Below are 24,789 nucleotides of genomic sequence, written 5' to 3' on the forward strand. Positions count from 1 at the left end.
GGGCCGCCGCGCACCTTCTCGAATGCCCAGGTGTGTTTCTCGCTAATCCGACCCGGGCGGCACAGCGAGCCCGAGCAGGTGGCGCAGCTCCCGTGGCGTCACGGACAGGTCGTTGAGCCTCGTCACGGCCGCCCTGTTCACGGCGAACCGCAGCGCACGGTCGTCAACGGGAGCCGGGAGGGCCCGGCGGACGGCCCCGAGCCCCTCCTCCAAGGAGGCGCTCAGGGCGTCGCGGTCACGGCGGCGCCGAGCGGCCATCCGGTGCACGTCGAGCGCGACCGCGCGGTCGAACGCCTCCCCCGCCATGGCCGTCTCCGCGGCTCCGGCCCGTTCGGCATAGCAGGATTCGAGATGGTGCAGCACGGTCGCGGCGACGCCCACCGAATGGTTCTTGATCGCGGCGAGATTGAACGCGAACGCGCCCACCCGCCCGTACCGGACGATCTCGTCGCCCTCGCGGGGAGTGCCGACCACGGAGATCGGACCGGGGCGGACACCGTCCGGTCCGAGGAGGAAGCCGCTGGCGTCCACCTCGACGCCGCGCCCCGTCCGCCGGTGCTGGGCGGCGATCCCCTTCCGCAGCAGGTTCGCCCACAGCGCCGAGCCGGCGCGCTCATAGTCCGGTTCACGTCCGAAGTTCGAGATCACGAGATCCGCTTCGATCGTCCGGGTCGGGCCTGTGGAAGACACCGTCAGTTTCAGCGTGCCGTTCCCGGTGCCGACGATCCCGTCGACCTTCCCCGCCGTGAGGACGAGCCGGCTGCCGTCCGCGATCGCCGCGTCGACGATCTCGGTGGTGTAGGCGACGGCGCTCACCCGCAGCGTGGCCATCAGGCTTCCGTAGGCGTCGAGGAGCGCGCGCAGGTCGGATGAGGGAATCCGCTCCAGAACCGCGGGCAGAAAGGGCTCCCACGATTTGGTGACCCGTTCGGTCATCACCGCGGGGGCCACGTCGGGATGCTCGCGGGTGACGATGGCGCAGGCCCGCTCCCACTCGTCCCTGAACCGCCGGACGAGTTCGTCACGGCCTTCGTATGTGTCGGCGTGCAGCCGCGGAGCCGGCAGGTCGAGCACATGATGCCGGTGGTCCGAAGGGTAGGTGCGGAGCGTCAACCCGGACCGCGAGATCATGTGGATCTTCCCGGTGTGCCCGCGCCGCAGAAGAAGCGAAGCCGAGTCGTAGGCGCTCAGCAAGGTGCCGACGATGGCGACGACCGCGTCCTTGCGTACGCCGAGGATCTTCTCGATTCCCGCCGCTGAATAGGGGTGCCGCAAAAAGGAAGGGTGGTCGCGCACGGCGGCCGCGAATGGAAGGTCCCGTTCCTCCAGGCCCGTCGCCAGGACGACGTGGTCGGCGTGGAGCGTCGTCCGTCCCGGCGGCCCGCCCGCCAGGGAGCAGTTCTCGACCACGACCCCCACGCCCCCGGCGCCGACCTCCAGGTCGACCACCTCACCGTCGGCGTCGAGCAGCGTCACCCCGTCCGACGCCTCACCCGCGGCGTCGGCGAGACGGGTGGCGAGGTAGTCGCCGTAGATCCGGCGCGGCGCGGGGCCGGACTCGGTGAAGGTGAAGCCGCTCCATTCCGCGGGCCAGCCGTCCCGATCGGCCTCATCGTTGGCCCAGGAGACGAAGTCGTCGACGTCCTCCCGGAACATCGACATGCGTCCCGCCTGGATGTTGAAGACGTGCTGCCAGTGGTTGCCCGCCCGGTGGTAGGCCACACCGGCGTTCCGAAATTCAGGGCGCCGCTCCAGCAACACGACCTGCAACGGCTCCCGGGCGAACTGCAGGAGGCGGATCGCGGTGGCCGTACCTGCCAGACCCGCTCCGACGATGACCACCCTTCGGGGCGCCAGGAAACCCACCGTGGCCACTCCCCCACGCGTCGGATCGGTCCATAACAGAGTTATTGCTGCTCGAACGTATCTTGGATCACCGCCCTGCTCAATGGCTCGCCCCACCCCACAAGTGGCACAGACCGGACGCCACCAACCCTTGCAAAACCCGACTCCCGCCCCCCGACCGAGAGGCCCGGATTAGAGCGTCCAAGAAAGGCGTACACGAAGGTCCACTCCGCGTGACCATGCCCCGAGACGGCCCTGGGCCCGGACGTCGCCGACGAGCTGGACAGGCGACCGCCCGGCACCTGGATCGCCTTCGGCATCGCCGACCGATTCCCGCCCGCCCCACCGCTCTCCGCTGACGCAGCGCGAACCCCCGACCACCAATGGCCCGCTAACGCCTGGCCCCGGTCGCGGAGGTCGGCCCCGCGATCGGGTTGACCCCCAGGCCCGTACATGTAACTGTCATCCTGTAGCCAAAGCTGGTGTCTGCAAGGCGAGTGCCTCCACCCGACGCGCTCGTTTCGCAGGTGCCGCAGCCCACGGTCCCGGAGGCCCGTGATCTGCGGTATTCCCGGACCAGCGATGGGCCCACCTGTCGAAAGGCGGTCTGTCGTGCCAGTCGTCTATATCGCGCTGATCACAACCGTCGCGTGGCTCACGCTCGGCCTCGTCGCGCTCTTCCGGGCTCACCCCGAGGACATCCCCGACGTGGTACGAGCCCTGTCCCGCTGGGGCCGGCGCTGACACCGGTTCCCGGACCTCATCCAGGCGATGTGCCGCTGAGCGAGAGCCCGGCCCTACCCTACTTACATTCCTTCCAGATCAAGTTGTAGAACGTTTGAGGGCCGTCACTCAGAGAGTCAGCGGCGATGAAATTGACCACCGCCGGATCCGACGTTCCCTGGTTGACCCGCAACTCCGTGTCCAGCCACAAATCGCGATCTTCACCGCAGGACCTCCAGACGACCTGGTGCGGCGGCGTGGTGTCGGTGAAGTACCAATCGTCCTCGAACGGACCTGCCAGCTCGAACGTCGTCTTCCTGGCGGCACGGATGCCCTGGAAGTAGTAGAAGCCCCTGTGGGTGGCACTTGCGCCGTCCTGCAGTTGAGCCCAGCCGGTGTAATTCGCTTTTGTGACCGCGTAGGTGAAACCTGGCGGGACGTTGACCTTGAGCCGAACCTGGCAGTTCTTGCGCGCGTCGGGAAGGGGCGACGAATCACCAGACTGGGCTAGGTATGCGTTGTAAGTGACCACAAAGGCATCTTTTTCAGCTTTGAACCATGCCTGGGCGGTGTGGACCGGGCACCCGGAGCCGTAAGCGGCCACGACCTCGATGGTGGCCCCGTCCGGAGCATGAACGAGGCGCGAACCAGCACTGGCAGGCATCGCGGTCACGGCAACCGCCGCGACGGCCACGCCGAAAACGAACGTCCCCTTACGCACGCGATTCCTCCAACCTGATAGCGGAACTCGCCTTCCAACAGCCGGCACACTTGCCCGCCGCCCACGCACGCGAATCCAGAAACTGGACGAAGAGTAACTTTCACACCAATCACTGTCAAACCTCAATTTTTAACTCAACATTCGAGCGCACACCATTGAACCCGGCCATAACGCCCAGCCGCCCACCCGACGCCGCCGCGACATGCGCCACAACCTGCACCGTGCCCTCGCTGGCCGGTTCCTTGAATCCGGGAAGCGTGTGTATCGCCCGCATATCGAAAAGCGCATACACGACCACAACACTTTTCGGTCTTCGATGGGAGGCGATGGACCGCCACGGTCCGTGCCGAGGGCATGGCGCCCCGGCTTCGGAAGGTGACCAGAAGAGGAGAAGGCCATGGTCGACGACGGCTCGTGGGACCGGCGTGCGCTGTTGCGAGGCGCGGCCGTGGTGGCCGGTGCCGCCGCGACGGCACCGCTGGTAGGCGGAACGGCCAAGGCGCGCACCCGCGGCGACGACGCGGACGCGTTGTTCAACGCCGGGAAGTTCGACCAGGCCGCCCGCGCGTACGAGGAGATCCTCAAGAAGGACCCCACGAACCTGCGCGCGGCTCGCCAGCGCGGCTATATCGGGCTCCTGGGCAACAGGTTCCCCGAAGCCGAGAAGTACCTCACGATGGCCCTCAAGTCGGCGCCCGACGACAAGGAGGCCAACACGCTCCTCGGCGACTGCTACATCCGGCAGGACAAGTTCTCCCTCTCCGTCCCGCACTGGCAGGCGGCCGGCGAGGTCGCCTACGCGAAATGGTTCGCGGCGGTCGGCGGCGACGCGTACCAGGTCCACGGCGACATCGGCCGTGTGGAATGGGAGCAGTCGGACCCGGACCCGCAGATCGAGGTCTCGGTCAACGGCGGGCCGCCGAAGCTCTTCAGCTTCTACACCGGCGCCGGCTGGCTGGGCATGTCCGCGGCGGTGGCCAAGGAGGCGGGGCTACGCCCCGTCTACCAGGAGGAGAGCGACTTCGAAGGCCACAAGATGGTCTCCTACTACGGGGTGCTGGACTCCTTCAAGCTGGGCGGCATCGAACTGCGCAACGTCCCCGTGAACTGGTCCGAGGCGGAATCGGCCGAGGACGCGCCCCCCAAGCGCAACGACGGCCTGATCGGCACCTGGGTCTTCTACCACCTGCTGACCACCTTCGACTACGCGGGCGGGTCGCTGATCCTGCGCCGTCCGACCCCCGAGGCGGCCAGGAAGGTCCGCACCGACGCGGCACGGGCGGGCGTCAAGCCCCTGCCCCTGTGGATGTCCCGCGACCACGACCTCAGCAGCATCGGCAGCATCGCGGGCTCCGGCACCCGCGTGGTGGGCGTGAACCTCGGCGGAACCGGCGAGATAGCCGCGGGCATGCCCGGGGACGTGGCCAAGCGGCTGGGAATCCGCACCGACTACGACCGCCCCCTCCAGACTTCCGGGCACGGCCACGCGACCGTCACCTACCCCTGCTACCCGAGGGAGCTCCGCCTCGGCGACGCCGCCGCCACCGACGTCTACTGCGAGATGGACCCGAACATGCAGGTCAACGTCCCCTTTCCCTACGGTCCGGGCTACGACGCGACCGGCTACTTCGCCCACTGCTTCTTCAAGCCCTTCAACGTCACCGTCGACTTCACCAACATGAACCTCTACATAGCCCGCGGCAAAGCCACCTGACCACCGCCACCGGACGGCGACGGCCCCAACCGACACGAAGCCGCCCAGCTCATGCCAGGCCGAGGCCCGGCGTTCCCGGACAGCGCAACAGCACAAGCCGGGCCTCGGCACAGACCCACAACCCCCCCAGCGCAACCGGCGAGCGAGCACGCCCTGTCCTGGCGGGCCAAGGAGAGAAGTCCGGCCATGTCGCGCCCGGATCAGCACGGTCTCCACGGTGCCCTGCGCGGCTGGGAATGCCGGACCGCCGAACCACCGGACGTCGCGCCCCCGAAATCCAGTTGGAGGGCCCCACGACGCCCAAGCCGCGGCGGCCGTGGCCAGGCACGCCCTATCCTCGCTGGAACCGCGGCCGCTAGCGCCAGGGGTCGAGTGCGTGCTTGCCCTGGGTCTGGCCGGTTTCGAGGTCTTGCAGCACCGTCGGCCCCTCCTCCAGGGGGTGAACGTGGGGGTTGCCGGGCGGGTACACGCCCTGGGCGATGAGCGCCTCGATCTCGACGAGCAACGACTGGTAGAGGGCCGGGGCCGCGGCCGCCAGCGCGCCGATGTGCAGGCCCTTCACCTGAGCATGATGGGTGAAGACCAGGTCGGCCGTGGTCAAAGTGGCGTCGCCGGAAGCGGCACCGAACACGATGACACGTCCGGTGAAGGGCTTGGCGACCGACAGGCTGGCCTCGAACGTGGCCTGCCCCACCGATTCCAGGACCACATCGACGCCGCCGGTCAAGCGGGTGATCTCCGCCGCCAGATCGGGACGCCGACCGTCCACGACCTCGTCGGCACCGAGCGCCTTGACGGTGTCGTGCTTGGCCGGTGACGCCGTCGCGATGACGCGCGCCCCGTAATGGCGTGCGAGCCGGACGGCGGCCTGCCCCACACCACCCGCCGCGGCATGAACGAGCACCACCTCACCCGCCTTGACCTCGCCCAGCGGCTTCAACGCCGCCAACGCGGTCGCCCAGTTCAGTACCAGGCCGAGAGCCTGGGCGTCACTCCACCCGGAGGGCACGCGAAGCGCACCCGCCGCCGGCATCGTCATGTACTGCGCGAACGCTCCCCGCCCGGCGCCGATGACATGTGTACCGACCGGAAGCGGGTCTTTCACGTCCGGGCCCACACCCGCGATCTCGCCGGCGGCCTCGAAACCCGCCACGTACGGCGCCCGCGGCCCGCCTCTGTAGGTGCCATGGGTCTGCATGACGTCCGCGAAGTTGACCCCGGCCGCCCCCACCCGGATCAGGTACTCACCAGCCCCAGGGGTGGGGCGCCGCCGGTCGGTCGTCAGGACCAGATCCTTCGGCCCCCGGTGCGACCCCTGGACCAGTGCCCGTACTTCGAGATCCTCGCTGCTCTCCATACCCGCAGCCAACGTCCAGACGCCCCACGATCTTCCAGTGACCACCGCCGCGACGCCCCGCCGAAACCAGAGTCAGCGATCGCGGACCTCGTGCTTCAACCTCAGCACGAATGACGACGCGACCACGCCCCGGAGCGCAGGACCACCCAGGACCCCGCGCTCCGAAGCTCATGCCGGCCTGTGCCTCATCACGCCTGCTTACCGCGCGCGCACCACCGGGCCGGCGGCCGGGTAGAGGAAGTTGTTTCCTTCGAAGCGTGCTCGGAAGTACCCCTCGCGCGAGGGGAACGGGTCGCTGTCCGATTCCGGGAGACCCCGGTCACGAGTGCCGAAGACCCCGCTGCTGCTCAGGGAGGTCAACCGCCCGAGGTGCCGCCAGTGGTTTCTGCCGTTGCGCGACCACTCGATGACGATGGGCAGATTCTCCATGTCGGAGAACAACACTTCGCCGTTCGGTCCCAGCGGGCTCTCGATGGCCCCGAAGACGCCCGCTCGTCCGGGCTCGTTGAACGCGACACTGAAGTTCACGAACCGCGGCTTCCCGGGCGCGAGGACAACCGGGACCTTGCCCTCGGAGTTGCCGCAGTTGACCGGGTAGAAGTAGAGGTCGTCCGACGGAATGTCGGGTGCCACGTAGAGGGGGTGGTAGCCCGGGTCCGCCGTGATCGGCACCGTGGCACTGAATGCTCCGGCGGCGTTCAGCGGACCGGTTCCCAGCCTCTGGTAGTTCTTGTCATCCCTTACCACGACGTTTCGACCGGTCAAGGGCACGGGCCCGGCGCCGGTGTCATAGGTGACGGTGCCGGTGACCGTGATGGGTGTGGTCCTGGTGACCCGGGCGGGGGTGACCTCGCAGGACTGAGCACTGGCCGCGGTCTGCCGGACCTCCAGCCACAGTTGCGGCGCCCTCGCCGCCGCCACCTGATCGGTCTCCTGGATCGCCGCCTCCACGATCGTGTACCGGTCGTCCGGGGTGACGGCCAGGCTGAAGTGTCCGTCGCCGTCCGTGGTCAGCGTCTGTGGCTGGCTCGCTCCGACATCGGGGGTGACCTCGACCTGCTGGTCGGCGAGCGGCCCGGTACTCCCATCGGGCATGGTCGCCGTGACCGTGCCGGTCACGACCGCCGTCCGATGGCCGACGTCGAGCGGGTTCCTGTCCGCCGCGAGCGTGATGGTCGGCCGGATCTTCTCCGTGGCGTCGGCGCCGCGGACCGTGACGAGGTTCACGGTCAATGCGATCGCGAGAACGAGAACACCAGGCCCGAGCAGAGGTTTTCGTCGCAAGATGAGCACCTACCTAGAGTCGATGAAGAACCATCGCATGTTCGATCTGCACAATGAAGACGCCCCAGCCGACGCCGAATTTGCCCGAATGGCCAGATGTGGACCGACTCCAGGGGCGGCCCAGCCCGGCAGTCACCCACGAGCCCTTCCAGCTCAAGAGGTCTTGAGACGCAACCGCCCGCTGGAATCGAACCGACGACCCATTCATCACCAGCTGCCGAACGAACTTCGCACCGGCCCAGATCCGACGTGCCCAGCACCCACCCAGGCGCCGCGCAAGGCATAGCAGCCCGTCTCACGCATCGCGTGCCCCCGACCCTCGGGGCCGAAGGCTAGGAAGTACCGACTGCACTATCGAGTCGAGGACGGCGCCATGCGAGGCTTACAGGCCCTCGCGACACGTACGCAGGCCGAGCAGGCCAGCGAAAAAGCTGACCGATGCTGGGCACGTGAACGCGGCCCAAGTCAACCGGCTACGCGCCTTCAACCTGTTCGCCACCTTCGCGAATCCGCGGTTGGACGAGAGCACCGGGAAACAATCAGGGCCGCGGGGTTACCGAGGGTCGTTGCGCGCCATTCGGGCGGCGCGCATCTCGGCGTACATTTCCCATGGCCCCTGCGGGAGGACGTGCCCGGTCTCCAGGAGGCTCTTGAGGTTGGCGAGCACGGACGGCCATCCCGCGGAGACCGAGACGTGTTCGTCGTGGTCGGCCAGGTTCTCGTGAGTGACGGTGAGCCGGACGATGTCGCCATGCGGCTCGATGTCGAATGTGACCCGGCCGGGACCGTCGGGCCGCTCCTCGTTCGGACCGGTCCGGGTGATCATCAGTTTCCTGGGTGGCGCAGCCTCCAGGACCGTGCCGACGAGGTCGACGATCCCGGAACCGTCGGTGCGCGGGTGCTCCCAGGCCGAGCCGACCTGCCAGTCGGAGACGTTGCTGTGCTCGGCCCAGTATTGGGCGGTCACATCGGCGTCGGTCAGCGCGTGCCAAACCTGTTCCGGCGTGGCTTGGATGAAGGTGACATACACAAAAGTCGGCCTGTCAGACATGTCATGCTCCTCTGCTCGTCGAATCGGTTGCTCAGTGCACGAGGACGCCGCCGCCGGTCGGAGATTTCCTGGAGCCGGCACTTTCAGGCCGTACGGACACGACACACACCGGACGTGAAGACGGCCTGGGAGGCCTACCGCACCCAGGCCATCGACCACGATTCAGCGAACGGTGCTGCCGGATCGCTTGGGCATCAGACCATGACCATGCAGGAGCAAGTCAGATCGACCAGCCCCCGCCCAGGGCGAGCCGACCACTTCATGGGTCGAGCATGTGGTTCACCAGATCCCGCCACCAGGTGAGGGTGTCCGCCGTGTCCTGCTGGGATGGTCCGGTCAGGCCCGCGCTGCGGCGGAACTGCCGGCCGACGATCGGTTCCATCGCGAGTGCCTGATGAAGGGCGGCGACGGTGAGCTGAGTGCGGCGGCGGTCGGGCAAGGGGCGGTGGCGCTGCCGTGCTCTGGCGGTGACGCGTTCGTGGAGTGCGTCGACGACCTCGTCCAGCATCCCGCTTCCCGGGTCGCGCCATCCTGACTGGTGCAGTGCCAGGGCCAGTTCGGCATAACCGTCGGCGTAGATCTCCGCGAGCGCCTGGACGAGTTCGCCGATGTCGGCGTCGGCGCTGATCCAACCCTGGACCACCTGACCGATGCGTTGCCGCACACGGGCACCGCCATGTTTGAGCAGCGCGGCCAGGAGCTGATCGCGGCCGCCGAAATGATGGTTCACCGCGGCGTCGGTGACACCGACCTTGGCGGCCACAGCCCGTACCTGCACGGCGCCGAGCCCACCGTCGGCCAGCAGTTGCTCGGCCGCCTGGAGAATGAGCCGCTTGGCCTCGCCGGGATCACGTCGCACTCGTCGCTGCATCCACCGACCCTACCTTGACACTCCAAAGTTAACGAGTACCTTGGGGGGTCAAAGTAGTGCAGAAAGGGTGGCCCGTGCTGACGCTCAAGCAGATCGTCCACGACCTGCCGGGGACTTCCACCCCGGCGTCCCTCACCCCCTTGTTCCGGGGCGTGTGGCGACCGGCTCCCTACGCGACCCTCGGCGGAACACCCGCGGGCACCCGGGTCATCATCGACCTGACAGACGGGATCATCGAAGGCCGTGGCCTCACCGCCCGCCTCCAGGGGGCAGCCGCCGACTGGTTCGTCATCGGTCCCGACGGCACCGGGACACTGGATTGGCGCGGCCGGGTCGTCACCGAGGACAACGCGCTCATCTACATGTACGGGACCGGACGGATGAACACCTCGCCGGGCTTCGGCGGCAAGATCGTAGGAGCGTGCATGTTCGAGACCGGGGCCGAACGCTACCGGTGGCTCAACAGGTTGCAGGCGGTCTACCGGGCCGGCATGACCGACCAAGGCACCGCCGACGCCCTGTACCACGACGAATACTTCGAGCTGAGATGAGGAAACCGCACGGTCAACATGGCTCGACCAGCAACGCAGGTCGAAACACAGCGATCCGAGCGTGCGCTTACGGCCGCGTTTGCGCTACACCAGGCCCGGCCCAGCCGACCTGGTCGATATCGCGTTGGGCTGCTACGAGTTCTCGGCAGTCCAGACCATCGACGACATGGCCACCGCGATCCCGAACCAGGGTTTTCGCGACGGTTCCGCTCGGACGGTGCCAGGTCGCTACGCTGCCGCAGCCCCGCCCCAGTCGCCGCGCTGCGAAGTCAGCGTGCCGCCACCGGCCAACCACAATTCGCGGACTTTCGCTCTGATGATCACGAACACCGACAGGCGGCGGTCCCGTGCCGCCGGAACAGGCGAGGAGTGCGGGTGCAACCGAATCCACCGCAGCCCGGGTTTCCTCAGTATGGTCAGCCGCCGATGCCAGGCGGACCCGCGCCGCGAAGTGGCGGACCAAGCCCGTTCGCGGGGCCGCCCAAACCGAGGGCGAATGCCGCGGCGGCGATGGCCGCGGGCAACCTGGCGCTGCTCAGCGCCGGCATGCTCATCTGGTTCGCGCTCTACAACGTCGCCACCGTCGGCGGGTCGGCCGACTCCTCACCGAGCCCGGTGGTGGAGAACGTGGTCGGCGGCGTCATCGGCGCCGGGTTGCTGTTCATCGCAGCGGCGTTGGCGTTCGCCCGCAGGATCGCCGGCGTGTGGGCACTGTAACGCTCTGCATGCTCTACGTAGTGGCGATCTTGTTCGTACAGCCGCTAGGGGGGACCACGACCTTCGGTGGTCAGCTCAAGTGGCTCTTCGGCTTCCAGAAGGGCAACGGCGCCGCCATGGGGATGACGGTCATCTTCAGTGTTTTGACGGCGATCATGGCGGCGATCGCCGGCACCGTGAAGTCGCAGGCCCCGACCAGCACCGCACCACCTCGTCCGTGACCACCTCGCGGCTCGGCCGGTGCGCTCGCGCATCGAGCCCACCGCGAACGAATAGGCAACCAACACACATTCCCGGTCGGCTAATGCGCTAGTGCGAGCCAGGTTCTGCGTGAGACCGCTGGTTCGTCGCAGGCGTTTAGCGCTCCTCATGGGTCCGGCAGTCGCTACGGGGGCACTGCTGTGGCCAAAGGCCCACAAACCGACACACAGGACGGCGGGACCGGCCCGCAAAGGCGGCACGCCGCCGTCCCGGGCTGGTAACGGCGGCCGCGCAGCGGGCGCCTTTGAAGACGTAGGGAAAGTTCTCTCCGGCCCGGTTCTCGGGGCGTGACGTCAGGGTTCGTTCGCGTGGATGGGCACCTCAAGGGCCGCGACGGTGGCGCGAGCGGGGCCTGGCGCCTGGGGGCACGCTCGGGGGAGGGCGCCCCTTGGCGGGTCTTCGGAAGACCGCGGCCCAGGGGCGGAGAGCTAGTCTCTGGCCTGGGCCTTTGCGGTGGGAGCGGGTGGCGGGAATCGAACCCGCGCTGTCAGCTCGGGAACCAACCCGATCTAAGCCGTCATGGCGGCTGACCTGGCCTCTGCTCGCACCACGAGTGGCCGCGACCGCCCCTTGACACCCTTTTATTTGCATGCCTTTCGCTCCGCTGACCTGCATCGGGCTGGCCCCTGGCTTCCCTGTCGTTCTTCGACGCCTGGCCGCACAGACGCGCATCGCTCCGGGGTGATCGTTCGCGCGAACGGGTGACTTCCTCGGCGGGTCTGGGAACCACGGGGTTCCCCAGTCACGCACGCTCAGCCGACCCTGGCCGTCCGCTGGAGGAGAATTCGTCGTAGTACTCGCCGTCATCACCCTGGACCCGAGCGTTCAGCCTCCGGGCTATCTGACGCATCTTCTCCACCAGGAGGTCATCGGGGTTCTTCACGTCGATGCGGCCGTTCGACCAGTCGAGCCAAGCGCCCTTCTCGTCTCGTTCGGGGTGGGTCACCATCTGAGCCAACCATCTGTGCTCGTACGTCAACTCCTGACCATCCACGACCGCCTGCGCTGTTCGGCACATAACCAGGTCGGGATCAGCCACAACCACCTCAGCCCACTCGGCGGTGCTGATCTCCGCTCCGAGTTCCTCTGACCAGTTGTCTTTCCGCGTGATGTGCAGGTCGTAGCCCATGCGGTGCACATTACGGTTAAGTACTGACGCTCGGTAAGTGACGGCCCAGGGCGCAGATGCACGCGGCGGGCCTGCCGGACGGCCGGGTGAAACGCGAGCGACTCCAGGACGGCGTCGAGCCCGCGGGCAAGGGCGAGAGGGAGCACCCGCCGGATCTTCGCCGCCGCCATCTCGCTCGCGGTTCCGAAGCCCGCAGGCGAGGCGGTACCCGCCGTAGCGGCCGCGCACCGCCTCGACGGGCACGCCGAGGTCGAGCAGCTGATCCGCGTACCGCCGGACGGTCTGGCCCTCGCCGCCGGGGCGGTCGGCGATCGTCCGGGTGCCGCCGGACCGGAGCAGATCGAGGAGGGTGAGCACGCGGCCGGCAGGTTGGGACACGTTTCCCATCGCGAGCACCCCGCACCGGACCGCTGTTCGCGCCGAGCTCGTCCAGGCCCGCCGACAACGTGGACCGGACGCACGGCGACCTGACCGGATAGCTCGGCGAGTTCGCCACCGAGCCGACCACGATGCCGTGGGGGCAACCGGGCGCTGCCGTTCCGCGACCCCGACGGCAACCTCGTCAACTTCTTCACCCCGGAGGCGATCGCCGAGTTCGGCCGCTGACTCCAGGCGGTACTTCTCTCGGGACCGCGCTGAGCGTCAGGTTCCGATCAACGACACCGTAGGCGCTGCTCGCCGTATGGCGCGACATGTCTGTCCGAACGGGGCCTGGTGTACTGCCCTGGGAGGTCAGGTACGCGGCCGGCGGGCGTGTCGCCGATGCTGGTGTGGTGACATGGATCGTGCCTGTCCAGCTCGCGTCCGAGTAGGCAACTCAAGCGCCGGGCGGACGATGCCGCTTCGGGTGCTGCCCGGCAAGTGGCCCGCGACGGCATCTCCTACCTCAAGGGAGTGCGGATCATCCGCATCAGCGTGACAGCCCAGGTCGGTTCGGCACCGCCCCAGAGTGCTCAAGAAGCCGAGCCGATGGCCCACCCTGCACCCCCGAGCCGGACGCGACCGGATCGCCCCGGGCCGGCGCCCACCACCAGGGACGACGAAGTCGGCCGACCGATCTCCCCAACACGCCCGCCGCTCTCTCCCAGGCGCCATGAGGACCCATGCCAAAGCCGCTGGCTGGACGGCGCGCGGGCGGGCTGGTCGCTTCCCGGCTCGGGCGTGCGCCACAGTGGTCGACATGGCCCTGAGCCGAAGTGTTGACAATCTATTCTACTTTTCCTATCGTTTTTGTTCGTATCGAAGCCGCTTCAGACGGCTTCCGGAAGGCTGCGCGAGCGCCTGGCCGAAGGGCTGGCGCGTCGGCCGTGCTCGAATCTGCGGGCACCCGCCAAACTCTGCGCGAAATCGCCAATGCGCATAGCCGCCCCCTTGTGACGTTAAGGCGTAGGCGTGCGCCGTCTCAACATTGGCCCATGGTCGCGGGGCCCACCTTCTTCCGGAAATAGGTCAGCTCGCGGGATTGACGCGGCGGGGGGCAGTTCATTACCGTTCGCTTATGACTTCGGGTGACTTTTTGGTCGCTCGCCTGCATGTCGATTTCAAGCGGCAGGCGAGCGCGCTCTGTCCGCCCTTCGCCCTATAGCAGTCGGAACGGCAGCGCATTGCCATGCCGCCGGCCAGGCCCCCTGTGATTTCGCATCCAGGGCTCCAGGTTTGAGATCACCTTCCGATGCGGCTCGAATTTCTTCGTGCCGCAGGCCCGTTTTCCCTTTCTCTTTCTCGGCGTCCCGTGCGTCTATCGAGTGATTCATTTCCGTCCGGAGGCGGCAGGCCGCCGTCAGCGAGAGGAGTGGGGAACATGAACGAGGAACAGCAAGAGCGCGGAAGCGGGGTCGGTCGGCGGCAATTTCTCGCCGGCACCGCCGCGGCGGCCGCGGTGGCGGCCGCCTCCTCGGCGCTTCCGGGGATCGGCGGGACGGCGTCCGCGGCCGCCCGTCCGAACATCCTGCTGATCGTGACCGACGACAATCCGAAGCAGACGAACTGGGCGATCCAGAAGACCATCGCCTGGCTCGGCGGGCACGGCGTGACCTACAACAACGGCCACGTCACCACGCCGCTGTGCGCCCCCTCGCGGTCATCGATCTTCTCAGGACGCTACGCGCACAACCACGGCGTGCGGAACAACGCCGCCTCTCACAGCCTGGACCAGAGCACGACGGTGCAGCACCACCTCAAGCAAGCGGGCTACCGTACCGGGCTGTTCGGGAAGTACCTCAACTCCTGGACGCTGGCCGACAACCCACCGCACTTCGAGGAATGGGCGCTGCTCCAGCCCGGATACGTGGACGCCCAGTGGAACGTCAACGGCACCGTTCAGACGATCAACGGGTACACGACCAACATCGTCAAGAATAGGACGCTGGCCTTCCTGAGCAAATCCACGACCGACACGCGCCCGTGGTTCGCGTATGTCACACCGTACGCCTCGCACGAGCCCAACATTCCCGCCGCCCAGTACGCCGATACGGTCGTGCCGTCCTGGAACGGCCGTCCTTCCGTGCCCGAGGCCGACCGGAGTGACAAGCCGGCCTATGTCAAGAACGCGTCCAACACGCTGGCCGACGGCCGGGCGGTGCGGCAGCGGCAACTGCGGACTCTGCTGTCCGTAGACGACGCCGTGCAGGCGTTCAAGGACAAGCTCACAGACCTCGGCCAGCTCAACAACACGCTCGTCATCTACATCGGCGACAACGGATTCCAATGGGCCGATCACGGCCTCCTCGGCAAGGGGACGCCCTACTCCCCGGCCCACGAGGTGCCGTTCTACCTGTCCTGGCCCGCGGGCGGCCTGGGCTCGGGGACCACGGACAACCGAATTGTCGCCAACATCGACATCGCACCGACCATCCTGGCCGCCGCCGGGATCACCTCCCCGACGTCGCAGGACGGTGAGTCGCTGCTGTCCGGATTCAACCGCGATCACCTGCTGGTCGAATGGTGGAAGCAGGGCACCGCGGGCGTCAAGGACAGTTGGGCGTCCTACGTCGCCAAGAACCGGCAGTACGTCGAGTACTACGACCTGCACACCGACGCGAGCGGCAGCGTCTCCGGCACCGGACAGGTCACTTTCCGGGAGTACTACGACCTCGTCAACGACCCGTACCAGCTCACCAACAAGCTCTACCAGGCGAGCCCCGCCGACGAGCAGAGCCTCGGCATCCCCGCGCTGGCCACTCAGCTCGCCGCGGACCGCCAGAGCTGACCACACAGCCAGGACCGCGGCCCGCGTTCGCGGGCGGGCCGCGGTCACCTGGCCGAGCGGAGAGAACCCATGTACGACCTTTGCTGCACCCCCGGCCGCGAGCCGGCGGGCACCCTGCCGACCGCGCCCCCGCGGTCGGCCACGCCGCGCCACAAGCACATGGTCCAGCTTTCCGGCGGGCCCTTCCTCATGGGCACCGACGACGAGGAGGGCTACCGGGCCGACGGAGAGGGACCGGTCCGGCAGATCGAGCTGACCCCCTTCCGAATCGAGACGACCACGGTGACCAACACCCAGTTCGCCGCATTCGTCAAGGCCACCGGCCATGTCACCGAGGCCGAACGATTCGGGTTCTCCTTCATTTTCGAGAGCTTTCTCAGTGAGAAGAACACGCGCGCTTCCCAGGTTGTCCACGCGACTCCTTGGTGGCGTGCCGTACCGGGTGCTTTCTGGAAGCGGCCAGAGGGGCCTGGCTCGTCCATCACCTCCAGGCAGAACCATCCGGTCGTGCACGTCTCGTGGAACGACGCACAGGCGTACTGCGCCTGGTCGGGAACCCGGCTGCCCACCGAGGCGGAATGGGAGTACGCCGCGCGAGGCGGACTGGAACAGCGCCGCTACCCCTGGGGGGACGAACTGACCCCGGGCGGACGGCACATGTGCAATGTCTGGCAGGGAGACTTCCCGAATCTCAACACCGGCGAGGACGGCCATCTCGGCACGGCGCCGGTGAAGTCCTACCGGCCTAACGGCTACGGCCTCTATAACGTCGCCGGGAACGTCTGGGAGTGGTGTGCCGACTGGTTCAGCGCCGATTTCCACCGCACCGGGCCACGCAGGGACCCGGTGGGTCCGCCTGAGGGCACGACACGGGTGATGCGCGGTGGTTCGCACATGTGCCACGCGTCCTACTGCAACCGCTATCGCGTCGCGGCCAGGTCGTCCAATACACCCGACAGTTCCGCAGGCAACATCGGCTTCCGCGTCGCTAGGGGACTTTAACGGGAGACCTTCGCCGACGGTGGTGAGCGGCGATCGCCATGGCTGCAAACCACTCCGCCGGCTCCCGTGCCACTGCTTCGCCAACCGCTGCCGTACAGCCGACCTGCCCTCCGCCCGTTGACCCAAGGGCAAGCAGACCCAGAGCGCAGGGCCGGCCACGGCCCGAGCACCAGAAGCCGCGCGGCAGCGATCGCCCGCAGTGGCGCACCGACCTCAACCACGCCGTGGCGATCTTAGGGCTGAGCCGGGGAGCGTTTGTCCCCTGACCTGCGCGGGAACCCTCCCCTGATTTCGCCGGCTCCACAACCGTCCAGGATCGTCCGAGCCCGTTTGTTAGCACCGGAGTTTGCAAGACCACTTCGTCCCAGCATGGCCACCGCAGACCCGATGCCCGGCTTGTAGGCCACCAACTTGATCGCGGCCATCTCGTTGTCGTACCGCGGACGCACCTCACGCTGCCGCAACTCAGGAAAGTAGGGGGCTTCCGTGCCATGACTCGATCATCCGCTCGATCAAGTCTCCAACGAACCCGGGCGGCTCAAGACGTACTGGGGCGTCTCATCAGGAGTCTCGGATATCGCGGCTCACGGCGTCGAGGTAGTCGTTGATGGCTCGGTGGTTTTTCGTGAGGCATTCGATCTTCTCTGCCATGCGGTCGCGTTCGTGTTCGAGTGTCGCGATCATGTCCGGGGTGACGTACGGCAGGTATATCGCCCTTGAGCTGTCCAGGCAGGGAAGGATCTGCTTGATGATCCGGGTGGGCAGGCCGACTTCGAGGAGGCCCCGCACTTGCCGCACCCGGTCGACAACGTAGTCCTCGTAGATCCGGTACCCGTTGGGCAGCCGTTCGGAGTGGATCAGCCCCTGTTCCTCGTAGTAGCGGAGCATCCGCACCGGCGTGTCCGTGCGCTGGGAGAGCTCACCGATCTTCATCCCCACACCCTTCGCGTCTGGGCTGCGATGCAGCCGGACTTGACCCTCACACCAATGTCACACATTGATGATCGGGTATGCCACGAACGGATACATCACCACCCCCTTCCGCCGCTGACGCACGGTTCCCGCTCGCGGGTCTGCTGGCTCTGGCTGCCACGGGGCTCATCACGCTCCTGACGGAGACGATGCCCGCTGGGATGCTGTCGCAGATGAGCCGCGACCTGGGAGTGAGCGAGGCGGCTGCGGGGCAGAGCGTCACGGTCTTCGCGATCGGGGCGATTCTCGCGGCGGTCCCTCTCACGAGAGCCACGATCGGCTGGCGGCGCAAGCACCTCCTGCTGTTCGCGATCTCCGGGTTCGCGGTCGCCAACACGGTCACGGCCCTTTCCGACAGTTTCGCGCTCACCCTGGCCGCGCGGTTCCTCGGCGGGATCGTCGGCGGCATGCTCTGGGCGCTCCTTGCCGGTTACGCCCGGAGGATGGTTCCCGCGCACCAACGCGGCAAGGCCATGGCCATCGCGATGGCGGGCGGGACCGTTGCACTGTCCGTCGGTGTCCCGGCAGCCGCGTTCCTCGCCAAGGCCGTCGATTGGCGATTCGCGTTCGGGGTCATCACGCTGGTCACTCTCGCGCTGATCGTGTGGGTGACCGCCACCGTTCCGGACTTCCCCGGCCAATCCAAGGGCGCACGACTGCCGCTGGCCCACACGTTCCGTCTGCCCGGTGTCGCCCCGATCCTCATCGTGACGATGACGTTCGTGTTCGCGCACAACATCCTCTTCACCTACATCGCCCCGTTCCTGGCCCCGCTCGACATGGAGGGTCAGGTCGACTCGGTGCTGCTCACCTTCGGCCTGGTCTCGCTCGTGAGCATCTGGCTCACCGGCGTGCTCATCGACCGGCACCTGCGCATGCTCATGATCCTGGCCTGCGCGCTCCTGGCCACAGCCGCTCTCATCCTGAGCGTCTTCTCTGGCAACCCCGCCCTCGTGTACGCCAGTGCAGCCCTGTGGGGACTCGCGTTCGGCGGCGCCTCAACCCTGCTGCAAACCGCGATCGCTGACGCCGCAGGCCCAGCGGGCGACGTCGCACAAGCACTCCTCACCACATGCTGGAACATCGCGATCGCCGCAGGCGGGATCATCGGCGGTATCACCCTCAACGTGCTGGGACCCCCCTCCTTGAGCTGGATCACACTCGCGCTCCTGCTCCCGGCGCTCGCTATCGTCATCGGCGCACATCGACACGGATTCACCGGCCGCACATTGGAACGCGAGACCGCCCCCGAACCGGACGCGCGAATCCAGACAGCCGAAAAGGGCGCGCTGCCGTGATCACTGGCGTTGCCTCTCGCATCCGCCTTGGGGCGAGCAACAAGCCGCAAGACCTTCGATTTTCCCGGTAGAAGCCGCGGAGCGGCACCGCGCTCCTAACGCAGAACCACGGAGCTGCGACGATTCCGACAACTCCCTGCGCTTCAAAGCTGGACGGTTCCGGACTTGTGCGGGGGCGGGGGCCCCGGCGGACGGGCAGCACCTGCCTGCCCGCAATGGCCCGTCGCGAGGCCCCGCGCGGGCCCCGTACAAGTCGGGAACCGGCCAGCGGCATCGATCCCGGCCATCAAGCGGCTCGACAGAACTGACCTTGGCACCGGAAGCGGGGAGGCTGCTCGACCGGTTAAAGCCTGGGCTTCAGGGTCCCACTGGCGCTGGGGCGACCGCGCACGGGCTGCGCGCCGGGACCGGACGGAACAGGCCGCATGCCCGGCGCGCAGAGCCGGGCACGGCCGTCGGCGACCGCCAAGCGGGTGCCTACAAGGCGGCGTAGCCCCTAGTTCGAGCTCGCTCAAGCGACTTCCGACTCGTCCTGGTGCGGTTCTGAGATCCCTCGTAGAGGCAATGAGGACGGGGGGTGGAGTGGGAGCAGTTGCGCGAAGCCGCGCACGGTTGCGAACCCTCGTAGGGGCGATGAGGACCTGTCCACGCCCCGCAGGGACCTCATGGCAATGACGATGTTGCGAACCCTCGTAGGGGCGATGAGGACCCCATGGTAAAGCCGCTGGCTGGGTAACGCACGGGCGGCCGTGCATGGGCTGCAATTTCAGCAAGCCTCCGGTAGTGCATGAGTCCCCGGCGTGTCGCTGAAACGATCAAGACCGCTTCCGATGGCGGGCACATCCGAAGCATCCCAGAGCGGCCCGGTCGCTCGCATTCTCTTGCGCTCGGGCACCCTGCTGCCAGGGGCAGCGCGGGACGGCGGGACCGGCCCGGAGAGGCCGCACGCCCGCCATCCCGCGCTGGCCCCGGCGGCCGCGGAGCGTCGGGCGCCTCGCTCGCCGAGTTGATGAGCCGGATGGGCCACTCGTCCACGCGGGCGGCGCAGGTCTACCTGCACGCGCGGAAGGAAAGTGACCGGGAGATCGCCTCGACGCTCGGGAAGACGGCCGCGCGCGAACTCAAGAAGGAGAAGAAGGCCAAGAAGCGCCGGAAGAAGGGCGACGGCTCCGATGAGGCATCGGGCACGTAGCGGGCACGGCGGCCGATGAACGCGAAAGGCCCAGCGTCAGTGATGAGTCACTGGCCTGGGCCTTTGTGTGGGAGCGGGTGACGGGAATCGAACCCGCGCTGTCAGCTTGGGAAGCTGAAGTTCTGCCATTGAACTACACCCGCGTGGGCGGTGTGGGGGCCGCCGTCGTTCGGACATCGTACCGGATCGGCGGTGTGCGCGTGCGGTGGGCGGGGGCGGTAGCTTTTGGACGTGCTGCTCTCCGATCGTGACATCAGGTTCGAGATCGAGTCCGGACGGGTGAAGATCGACCCGTATGAGCCGGGCATGGTTCAGCCGTCCAGTGTGGACGTGCGGCTGGACCGGTACTTCAGGGTGTTCGAGAACCACCGGTATCCGCACATCGACCCGGCCGTGGAGCAGAGGGATCTGACGCGGCTCGTGGAGGTGGAGGCGGACGAGGCGTTCGTGCTGCACCCCGGGGAGTTCGTGCTCGCGTCCACCTACGAGGTGTTCGCGTTGCCGGACGATCTCGCGGCGCGGTTGGAGGGGAAGAGTTCGCTCGGGCGGCTCGGGCTGCTGACGCACTCGACGGCGGGGTGGATCGATCCTGGGTTCAACGGGCACGTGACGCTGGAGCTGTCGAACGTGGCGACGCTGCCGATCAAGCTGTGGCCGGGGATGAAGATCGGGCAGATGTGCCTGTTCCGGACCAGTTCGCCGGCGGAGTATCCGTACGGGTCGGAGAAGTACGGGTCGCGGTACCAGGATCAGCGGGGGCCGACGCCGTCGCGGTCGTACCTGAACTTCCATCGCACCAGGGTGTGATCGTGACGCGGATCACCAAAAGATGAAACATCTTCGCGATACGGGTAGTTTCGACCGACGTCTGACATCGGCGTCCGGTTGGCATCTCTTTGCGTGAGTTGAGTCCTGTCCGGGCGTGAACCCGTTCTCACCCCGGACGTGGGAACACGGAAGGAGATCGTGTCCATACTCCGCGCGCGAAGCGTCACCAAGCTCTTCGGCCGCAAGGCGGTCGAGGCGCAGCGAAGACTCAGGGCTGGTGCGACGCCGGAGGAGGTCCGGGCGCTGGGTGTCACCCCCGCCGTCCTCGACGCCGACTTCGAGGTCGAGCAGGGCGAGATCTTCGTGGTCATGGGCCTGTCGGGGTCGGGCAAGTCGACGTTGATCCGGATGCTGAACGGGCTGCTGGACGTGTCGGACGGGTCCGTGGAGGTCGACGGGCAGGACATCGCCAAGCTGTCCCCCAGGGCGCTGCGGGCGCTGCGGCAGGACAAGATCAGCATGGTCTTCCAGCACTTCGCGCTGTTCCCCCACAGGTCGGTCCTGGCCAACGCGGCGTACGGGCTGGAGGTGCGCGGCGTGCCCAAGGAGGAACGGGAGCGCACCGCCCGGGAGTTCCTGAGGCTGGTCGGACTTGAGGGGTGGGAGGACAGGCTCCCCGGTCAGCTGTCCGGTGGCATGCGGCAGCGGGTCGGGCTCGCGCGGGCGCTCGCGGCGGGCACCGACATCATCTTGATGGACGAGGCGTTCAGCGCCCTGGACCCGCTGATCCGGCGCGAGGTGCAGGACCTGCTGCTTGATCTGCAGGGGCGGTTCGGGAAAACGATCGTCTTCATCACCCACGACCTGAACGAGGCCATGCGCATCGGCGACCGCATCGCGGTGATGCGGGAGGGCCGGATCGTGCAGATCGGGACGGCAGAGGAGATCCTCACGGACCCGGCGAACGACTACGTCGCCCGGTTCGTCGCGGATGTGGACCGTACCAAAGTGCTGACGGCCGCCTCGGTGATGGAGAAGCCGCTGGTCACCGTCCCGGCGAACACCGGGCCGCGGACCGCGCTGCGGACGATGCGCGAGCACCAGTCCAACGCGGCGTTCGTGGTCGGGCGCGACCGCAGGCTGGTCGGCAAGGTCAAGGCGGTGGCGATCACGGACGCGGTGCAGGACGGCGTCCAGTCGCTGGAGAGCCTGCTCGACCCCGAGGACTTGGCGCCCGTCGCGCCCGACACACCGGTCGCCGACCTGTTCGCGCGGTGCGCGGAGAGCGACCTGCCGGTGCCGGTCGCGGACGCGGAGGGGACGCTGCTCGGCGTGATCCCCCGGGTGACGCTGCTCGCGGCGCTCGGCGCGATCAGCGCCCGGCCGCCGGTGAAGGCGGCCGTCGATGAGTGATCTTCCCCGCGTGCCGGTGGGCGAGTGGTTCGACGACCTGGTCACCTGGTGCACCGACAACCTCGGGTGGCTGTTCGACGGGATCGGCTCGGCGGTCGAGACGACCGTCGACGGGCTGACCGACGTGCTGACCGTGCTTCCGCCGCTGGCGCTGACCGTCGTGTTCGCGCTGCTCGCGCTGTTCCTGCGCGGGTGGAGGCTCGGGCTGTTCACGCTGCTCGGGTTCGGCCTGATCGAGAGCATGGAGCTGTGGGAGCCGGCGATGGACTCGCTGGCGCTGGTGCTGGTGTCGGCGGTCGTGTCGGTGGCGGTGTCGATCCCGGTCGGCATCGCGGCGGCGCGGAGCGACGTGGTGAGCCGGATGGTCCGGCCCGCCCTGGACCTCATGCAGACGATGCCGGCGTTCGTGTACCTGATCCCGGCGATCTTCTTCTTCAGCATCGGCGTGGTGCCGGGCGTGGTCGCGACGGTGATCTTCTCGCTGCCGCCGGGCGTGCGGCTGACCGAACTCGGCATCCGCGGCGTGGACCCGGAGATGGTCGAGGCGGGCAAGGCGTTCGGGACGCCGCCGGGCCGCATCCTGACCCGCATCCAGATCCCGCTGGCGATGCCGTCGATCATGGCGGGCGTGAACCAGCTGATCATGCTGTCGCTGTCGATGGTGGTGATCGCGGGCATGGTCGGCGCGGGCGGGCTCGGCGGTGAGGTGCTGGAGGGCATCAACCGGGTGGACGTCGCCAAGGGCTTCGAGGGCGGCGTCGCCGTGGTCGTGCTGGCGATCTTCCTGGACCGCGTCACCGGGGCGCTGGGCGACCGGACGACCGTGTCGCGCGCCATGGCGAACATCTTCTGACCACCGGTCATCTTCCCGGCCGCCGCTCGCGGCCGGCTTGACCCTGGTCGGCTTTCACGCAGGACGAAGAAGGGAAGGGCATGCGCTTCACGTTCAAGGGATCGGCGATCGCGGCGGTCGCACTGGCCATGGGAATCGGGGCCGCGGCGTGCGACTCCGGTGACAAGAAGGACGACAAGGAGGTCACCATCGGCGTGGTCTCCGGCTGGGCCGAGGGTGAGGCCGCCACGGCGCTGTGGAAGCGCCTGCTGAGCGACAAGGGCTACAAGGTCGACGTCAAGACCCTCGACACCGGGCCGCTCTACACGGGAATGGCGAAGGGGGACGTGGACCTGTTCATCGACTCCTGGCTCCCCGGCACCCACGAGGACTACTGGAAGCAGTACGGGAAGAAGCTGGAGAAGATCGGCGTCTGGTACGACAAGGCGCCGCTGACGATCGCGGTGCCGGACTACTCGCCGCTGAGGTCGCTCGACGACCTGAAGGGGAAGGGCGGCCGGTACGGAGGCAAGATCGTCGGCATCGAGAAGAGCTCCGGGCTCTACCGGGTGTCGCAGGAGAAGATGCTGCCCGCCTACGGGCTGAAGGACGAGTACGAGGTCACGACGTCCTCGACGGCGGCGATGCTCACCGAGCTGAAGAAGGCCACCGACGCCAAGAAGGACATCGTCGTCACGCTGTGGCGGCCGCACTGGGCGTACTCGAAGTTCCCCGTCCGCGACCTCGCGGACCCGAAGGGCGCGATGGGCCGGCCGGACGGGATCAACACCGTTGCCCGCAAGGACTTCGGCGACGACAAGCCCGAGGTCGCGGGCTGGCTGAAGAAGTTCCGGATGGACGACAAGCAGCTCGGCTCGCTTGAGGATCTCATCGAGAACAAGTACAAGGGGCAGCCGGACCAGGCCGTCACGGAATGGCTGAAGGCGAACCCCGGTTTCGCCCGGTCCATGACGGGCTGACCCCCGTTCGGAACGTTCCAAACAGGAAGTGGCAGAAGGGCCGTCCGGGTCTCCGGACGGCCCTCCGCCCTTCTCAGCCCGCCACTCCCACGCTGAAGACGACGGCGAGCAGGCCGATTCCGGTGGCGCACAGCGTCATCACGCGCGGGTGCCCGCTGTGCGCCTCGGGGAGGATCTCGGAGGCGGCGAGGTAGAGCAGGACCCCCGCGAACACCCCGAGATAGGGGCCGAGGACCGCGTCCGGGACCGAGACCAGCAGCGTGAGCGCGGCCCCGACGATCGGCGCGGCGGCGTCGGCGAGCAGCATCAGCAGGGCGGGACGGTTGTTCTCGCGGTTCAGGGACGCGGCGGTGAAGGTGTTGAAGCCGTCCGCGAAGTCGTGCGTGATCACGGCGAGGGCGACGAACACGCCGGTCTCCATCCCGGACTGGAAGCCGAGGCCGATGCTGAGGCCGTCCACCAGGCTGTGCCCGACGAGCGCGGCCGCGGCGAGCAGCCCGGCCCGCCCCTCGGCCGGGCCGTGCGCGTGGCCGCCGGGATGGTCGTGCGGCGCGTACTCGCCCTCGTGCCCCCGGTGGATCGCGACGGCCTGCTCCACCACGTGCAGCAGCAGGAACCCGCACGCGAAGCCGATCATCGGGGCGGGGACCCCGAGCGGCCGGTCGTGGGTCATCTCCAGCGACTCGGGGATGAGGTCGAACGCCACGACGCCCAGCATCAGCCCGCCCGCGAGCCCGAGGACGAGGTGCCGGTGGTCCCGGACGCGCATCGCGGCGAGACCGCCGGCGAGCGTCATCAGGAACGCCAGGAGGGACACGAGCACGGCCATCCCCTGGTCATACCAGTTCGGCGGCCTTCCGAGCATCATGGACCGCTATGGGTCGCTTGACCGCGACATGA

Annotated in this window: 22 protein-coding genes, 1 tRNA gene and 1 pseudogene; 13 read left to right on the top strand and 11 right to left on the bottom strand. The window is 67.8% G+C overall.

Features of this window, described 5'->3' with window-relative positions:
• Positions 1-42: 42 nt before the first annotated feature.
• Positions 43-1,962, bottom strand: coding sequence for an FAD-dependent oxidoreductase (locus tag KLI87_RS01095; protein WP_308165803.1), 1,920 nt, complete (start codon positions 1,960-1,962; stop codon positions 43-45).
• 495 nt (positions 1,963-2,457) lie between these two features.
• Here KLI87_RS01095 and KLI87_RS40835 point away from each other — a divergent pair, with 495 nt between their 5' ends.
• Positions 2,458-2,589, top strand: a complete 132-nt coding sequence (locus KLI87_RS40835) for a hypothetical protein (RefSeq protein ID WP_281377999.1) — start codon at positions 2,458-2,460, stop codon at positions 2,587-2,589.
• A 58-nt stretch (positions 2,590-2,647) separates the two neighbouring features.
• Here KLI87_RS40835 and KLI87_RS01100 read toward each other — a convergent pair whose 3' ends face one another.
• Complete coding sequence (locus KLI87_RS01100) at positions 2,648-3,289, bottom strand: DUF4360 domain-containing protein (RefSeq protein ID WP_214615476.1); 642 nt, start codon at positions 3,287-3,289, stop codon at positions 2,648-2,650.
• 115 nt (positions 3,290-3,404) lie between these two features.
• Entirely contained in the window at positions 3,405-3,581 is a 177-nt protein-coding gene (locus tag KLI87_RS01105) for a hypothetical protein (RefSeq protein ID WP_156217351.1), read from the bottom strand.
• 105 nt (positions 3,582-3,686) lie between these two features.
• Here KLI87_RS01105 and KLI87_RS01110 point away from each other — a divergent pair, with 105 nt between their 5' ends.
• The gene (locus KLI87_RS01110) at positions 3,687-5,003 is read left to right on the top strand and encodes a tetratricopeptide repeat protein (RefSeq protein WP_214615477.1); all 1,317 of its coding nucleotides are present in this window, start codon (positions 3,687-3,689) and stop codon (positions 5,001-5,003) included.
• A gap of 355 nt (positions 5,004-5,358) precedes the next feature.
• Here the strand turns inward: KLI87_RS01110 and KLI87_RS01115 are convergent, their stop codons facing one another.
• The 4 genes from KLI87_RS01115 to KLI87_RS01130 all read right to left on the bottom strand — a co-directional run bounded on the left by KLI87_RS01115 (position 5,359) and on the right by KLI87_RS01130 (position 9,566).
• Complete coding sequence (locus tag KLI87_RS01115; RefSeq protein ID WP_214615478.1) at positions 5,359-6,360, bottom strand: zinc-binding dehydrogenase; 1,002 nt, start codon at positions 6,358-6,360, stop codon at positions 5,359-5,361.
• A 198-nt stretch (positions 6,361-6,558) separates the two neighbouring features.
• Positions 6,559-7,653 carry a hypothetical protein gene (locus tag KLI87_RS01120; RefSeq protein WP_214615479.1) on the bottom strand — a complete coding sequence of 365 codons (1,095 nt, stop codon included), beginning with the start codon at positions 7,651-7,653 and terminating at the stop codon, positions 6,559-6,561.
• Positions 7,654-8,197: 544 nt separating this feature from the next.
• Complete coding sequence (locus KLI87_RS01125) at positions 8,198-8,695, bottom strand: SRPBCC family protein (protein WP_214615480.1); 498 nt, start codon at positions 8,693-8,695, stop codon at positions 8,198-8,200.
• Between the two features lie 259 nt (positions 8,696-8,954).
• The gene (locus KLI87_RS01130; protein WP_214615481.1) at positions 8,955-9,566 is read right to left on the bottom strand and encodes a TetR/AcrR family transcriptional regulator; all 612 of its coding nucleotides are present in this window, start codon (positions 9,564-9,566) and stop codon (positions 8,955-8,957) included.
• Between the two features lie 74 nt (positions 9,567-9,640).
• On the opposite strand from KLI87_RS01130, the gene KLI87_RS01135 reads away from it, so the two are divergent.
• From KLI87_RS01135 to KLI87_RS01145, 3 genes are all read left to right on the top strand, one after another.
• On the top strand, positions 9,641-10,117 hold the full coding sequence (locus tag KLI87_RS01135) for a DUF3237 domain-containing protein (RefSeq protein WP_214615482.1): 477 nt from the start codon (positions 9,641-9,643) through the stop codon (positions 10,115-10,117).
• 510 nt (positions 10,118-10,627) lie between these two features.
• On the top strand, positions 10,628-10,834 hold the full coding sequence (locus KLI87_RS01140; RefSeq protein WP_214615483.1) for a hypothetical protein: 207 nt from the start codon (positions 10,628-10,630) through the stop codon (positions 10,832-10,834).
• Between the two features lie 8 nt (positions 10,835-10,842).
• Positions 10,843-11,055: a hypothetical protein gene (locus KLI87_RS01145; protein WP_214615484.1), complete on the top strand. Its 213-nt coding sequence runs from the start codon at positions 10,843-10,845 to the stop codon at positions 11,053-11,055.
• Between the two features lie 782 nt (positions 11,056-11,837).
• Here the strand turns inward: KLI87_RS01145 and KLI87_RS01150 are convergent.
• Positions 11,838-12,224, bottom strand: coding sequence for a hypothetical protein (locus KLI87_RS01150; protein ID WP_214615485.1), 387 nt, complete (start codon positions 12,222-12,224; stop codon positions 11,838-11,840).
• Between the two features lie 1,801 nt (positions 12,225-14,025).
• On the opposite strand from KLI87_RS01150, the gene KLI87_RS01155 reads away from it, so the two are divergent.
• Both KLI87_RS01155 and KLI87_RS01160 read left to right on the top strand, forming a co-directional pair.
• The gene (locus tag KLI87_RS01155) at positions 14,026-15,432 is read left to right on the top strand and encodes a sulfatase (RefSeq protein WP_214615486.1); all 1,407 of its coding nucleotides are present in this window, start codon (positions 14,026-14,028) and stop codon (positions 15,430-15,432) included.
• A 69-nt stretch (positions 15,433-15,501) separates the two neighbouring features.
• Positions 15,502-16,434, top strand: a complete 933-nt coding sequence (locus tag KLI87_RS01160) for a formylglycine-generating enzyme family protein (RefSeq protein WP_308165804.1) — start codon at positions 15,502-15,504, stop codon at positions 16,432-16,434.
• 561 nt (positions 16,435-16,995) lie between these two features.
• Here the strand turns inward: KLI87_RS01160 and KLI87_RS01165 are convergent.
• A complete protein-coding gene (locus KLI87_RS01165) occupies positions 16,996-17,367 on the bottom strand; it encodes a MerR family transcriptional regulator (RefSeq protein ID WP_156217340.1) in 372 nt (123 codons plus the stop codon).
• A 212-nt stretch (positions 17,368-17,579) separates the two neighbouring features.
• On the opposite strand from KLI87_RS01165, the gene KLI87_RS01170 reads away from it, so the two are divergent.
• Together KLI87_RS01170 and KLI87_RS39640 are read left to right on the top strand one after the other, a co-directional pair.
• On the top strand, positions 17,580-18,704 hold the full coding sequence (locus KLI87_RS01170; protein WP_250903449.1) for an MFS transporter: 1,125 nt from the start codon (positions 17,580-17,582) through the stop codon (positions 18,702-18,704).
• Between the two features lie 1,018 nt (positions 18,705-19,722).
• Positions 19,723-19,896 (top strand): hypothetical protein, encoded by a 174-nt coding sequence (locus tag KLI87_RS39640; protein ID WP_250903450.1) that lies wholly within the window; start codon positions 19,723-19,725, stop codon positions 19,894-19,896.
• A gap of 72 nt (positions 19,897-19,968) precedes the next feature.
• Here KLI87_RS39640 and KLI87_RS01180 read toward each other — a convergent pair.
• A tRNA-Gly gene (locus KLI87_RS01180) sits at positions 19,969-20,039 on the bottom strand.
• A gap of 88 nt (positions 20,040-20,127) precedes the next feature.
• On the opposite strand from KLI87_RS01180, the gene dcd reads away from it, so the two are divergent.
• The 4 genes and pseudogenes from dcd (at position 20,128) to KLI87_RS01200 (ending at position 23,889) form a co-directional block, all read left to right on the top strand.
• Positions 20,128-20,703: a dCTP deaminase gene (dcd, locus tag KLI87_RS01185; protein WP_214615488.1), complete on the top strand. Its 576-nt coding sequence runs from the start codon at positions 20,128-20,130 to the stop codon at positions 20,701-20,703.
• Between the two features lie 159 nt (positions 20,704-20,862).
• A complete protein-coding gene (locus tag KLI87_RS01190) occupies positions 20,863-22,077 on the top strand; it encodes a glycine betaine/L-proline ABC transporter ATP-binding protein (RefSeq protein WP_214615489.1) in 1,215 nt (404 codons plus the stop codon).
• Between the two features lie 115 nt (positions 22,078-22,192).
• Positions 22,193-22,930, top strand: a pseudogene (locus tag KLI87_RS01195) (ABC transporter permease); the annotation flags it as partial.
• 80 nt (positions 22,931-23,010) lie between these two features.
• On the top strand, positions 23,011-23,889 hold the full coding sequence (locus tag KLI87_RS01200; RefSeq protein WP_214615491.1) for a glycine betaine ABC transporter substrate-binding protein: 879 nt from the start codon (positions 23,011-23,013) through the stop codon (positions 23,887-23,889).
• A gap of 73 nt (positions 23,890-23,962) precedes the next feature.
• Here the strand turns inward: KLI87_RS01200 and KLI87_RS01205 are convergent, their stop codons facing one another.
• The gene (locus tag KLI87_RS01205) at positions 23,963-24,718 is read right to left on the bottom strand and encodes a ZIP family metal transporter (RefSeq protein WP_156217320.1); all 756 of its coding nucleotides are present in this window, start codon (positions 24,716-24,718) and stop codon (positions 23,963-23,965) included.
• Between the last annotated feature and the right edge of the window lie 71 nt (positions 24,719-24,789).

It is taken from the genome of Actinomadura sp. NEAU-AAG7 (assembly GCF_018603865.1).
Taxonomy (GTDB): Bacteria; Actinomycetota; Actinomycetes; order Streptosporangiales; family Streptosporangiaceae; genus Spirillospora; species Spirillospora litoris.

Coding starts and splice junctions, on each gene's coding strand:
- KLI87_RS01110 (WP_214615477.1), top strand. CDS start 3,687: ATGGTCGACGACGGCTCGTGGGACCGGCGTGCGCTGTTGCGAGGCGCG.
- KLI87_RS01115 (WP_214615478.1), bottom strand. CDS start 6,360: ATGGAGAGCAGCGAGGATCTCGAAGTACGGGCACTGGTCCAGGGGTCG.
- KLI87_RS01125 (WP_214615480.1), bottom strand. CDS start 8,695: ATGTCTGACAGGCCGACTTTTGTGTATGTCACCTTCATCCAAGCCACG.
- KLI87_RS01130 (WP_214615481.1), bottom strand. CDS start 9,566: ATGCAGCGACGAGTGCGACGTGATCCCGGCGAGGCCAAGCGGCTCATT.
- KLI87_RS01140 (WP_214615483.1), top strand. CDS start 10,628: ATGGCCGCGGGCAACCTGGCGCTGCTCAGCGCCGGCATGCTCATCTGG.
- KLI87_RS01145 (WP_214615484.1), top strand. CDS start 10,843: ATGCTCTACGTAGTGGCGATCTTGTTCGTACAGCCGCTAGGGGGGACC.
- KLI87_RS01150 (WP_214615485.1), bottom strand. CDS start 12,224: ATGGGCTACGACCTGCACATCACGCGGAAAGACAACTGGTCAGAGGAA.
- KLI87_RS01155 (WP_214615486.1), top strand. CDS start 14,026: ATGAACGAGGAACAGCAAGAGCGCGGAAGCGGGGTCGGTCGGCGGCAA.
- KLI87_RS01160 (WP_308165804.1), top strand. CDS start 15,502: ATGTACGACCTTTGCTGCACCCCCGGCCGCGAGCCGGCGGGCACCCTG.
- KLI87_RS01165 (WP_156217340.1), bottom strand. CDS start 17,367: ATGAAGATCGGTGAGCTCTCCCAGCGCACGGACACGCCGGTGCGGATG.
- KLI87_RS01170 (WP_250903449.1), top strand. CDS start 17,580: ATGAGCCGCGACCTGGGAGTGAGCGAGGCGGCTGCGGGGCAGAGCGTC.
- KLI87_RS39640 (WP_250903450.1), top strand. CDS start 19,723: ATGGGCCACTCGTCCACGCGGGCGGCGCAGGTCTACCTGCACGCGCGG.
- KLI87_RS01200 (WP_214615491.1), top strand. CDS start 23,011: ATGCGCTTCACGTTCAAGGGATCGGCGATCGCGGCGGTCGCACTGGCC.
- KLI87_RS01205 (WP_156217320.1), bottom strand. CDS start 24,718: ATGGCCGTGCTCGTGTCCCTCCTGGCGTTCCTGATGACGCTCGCCGGC.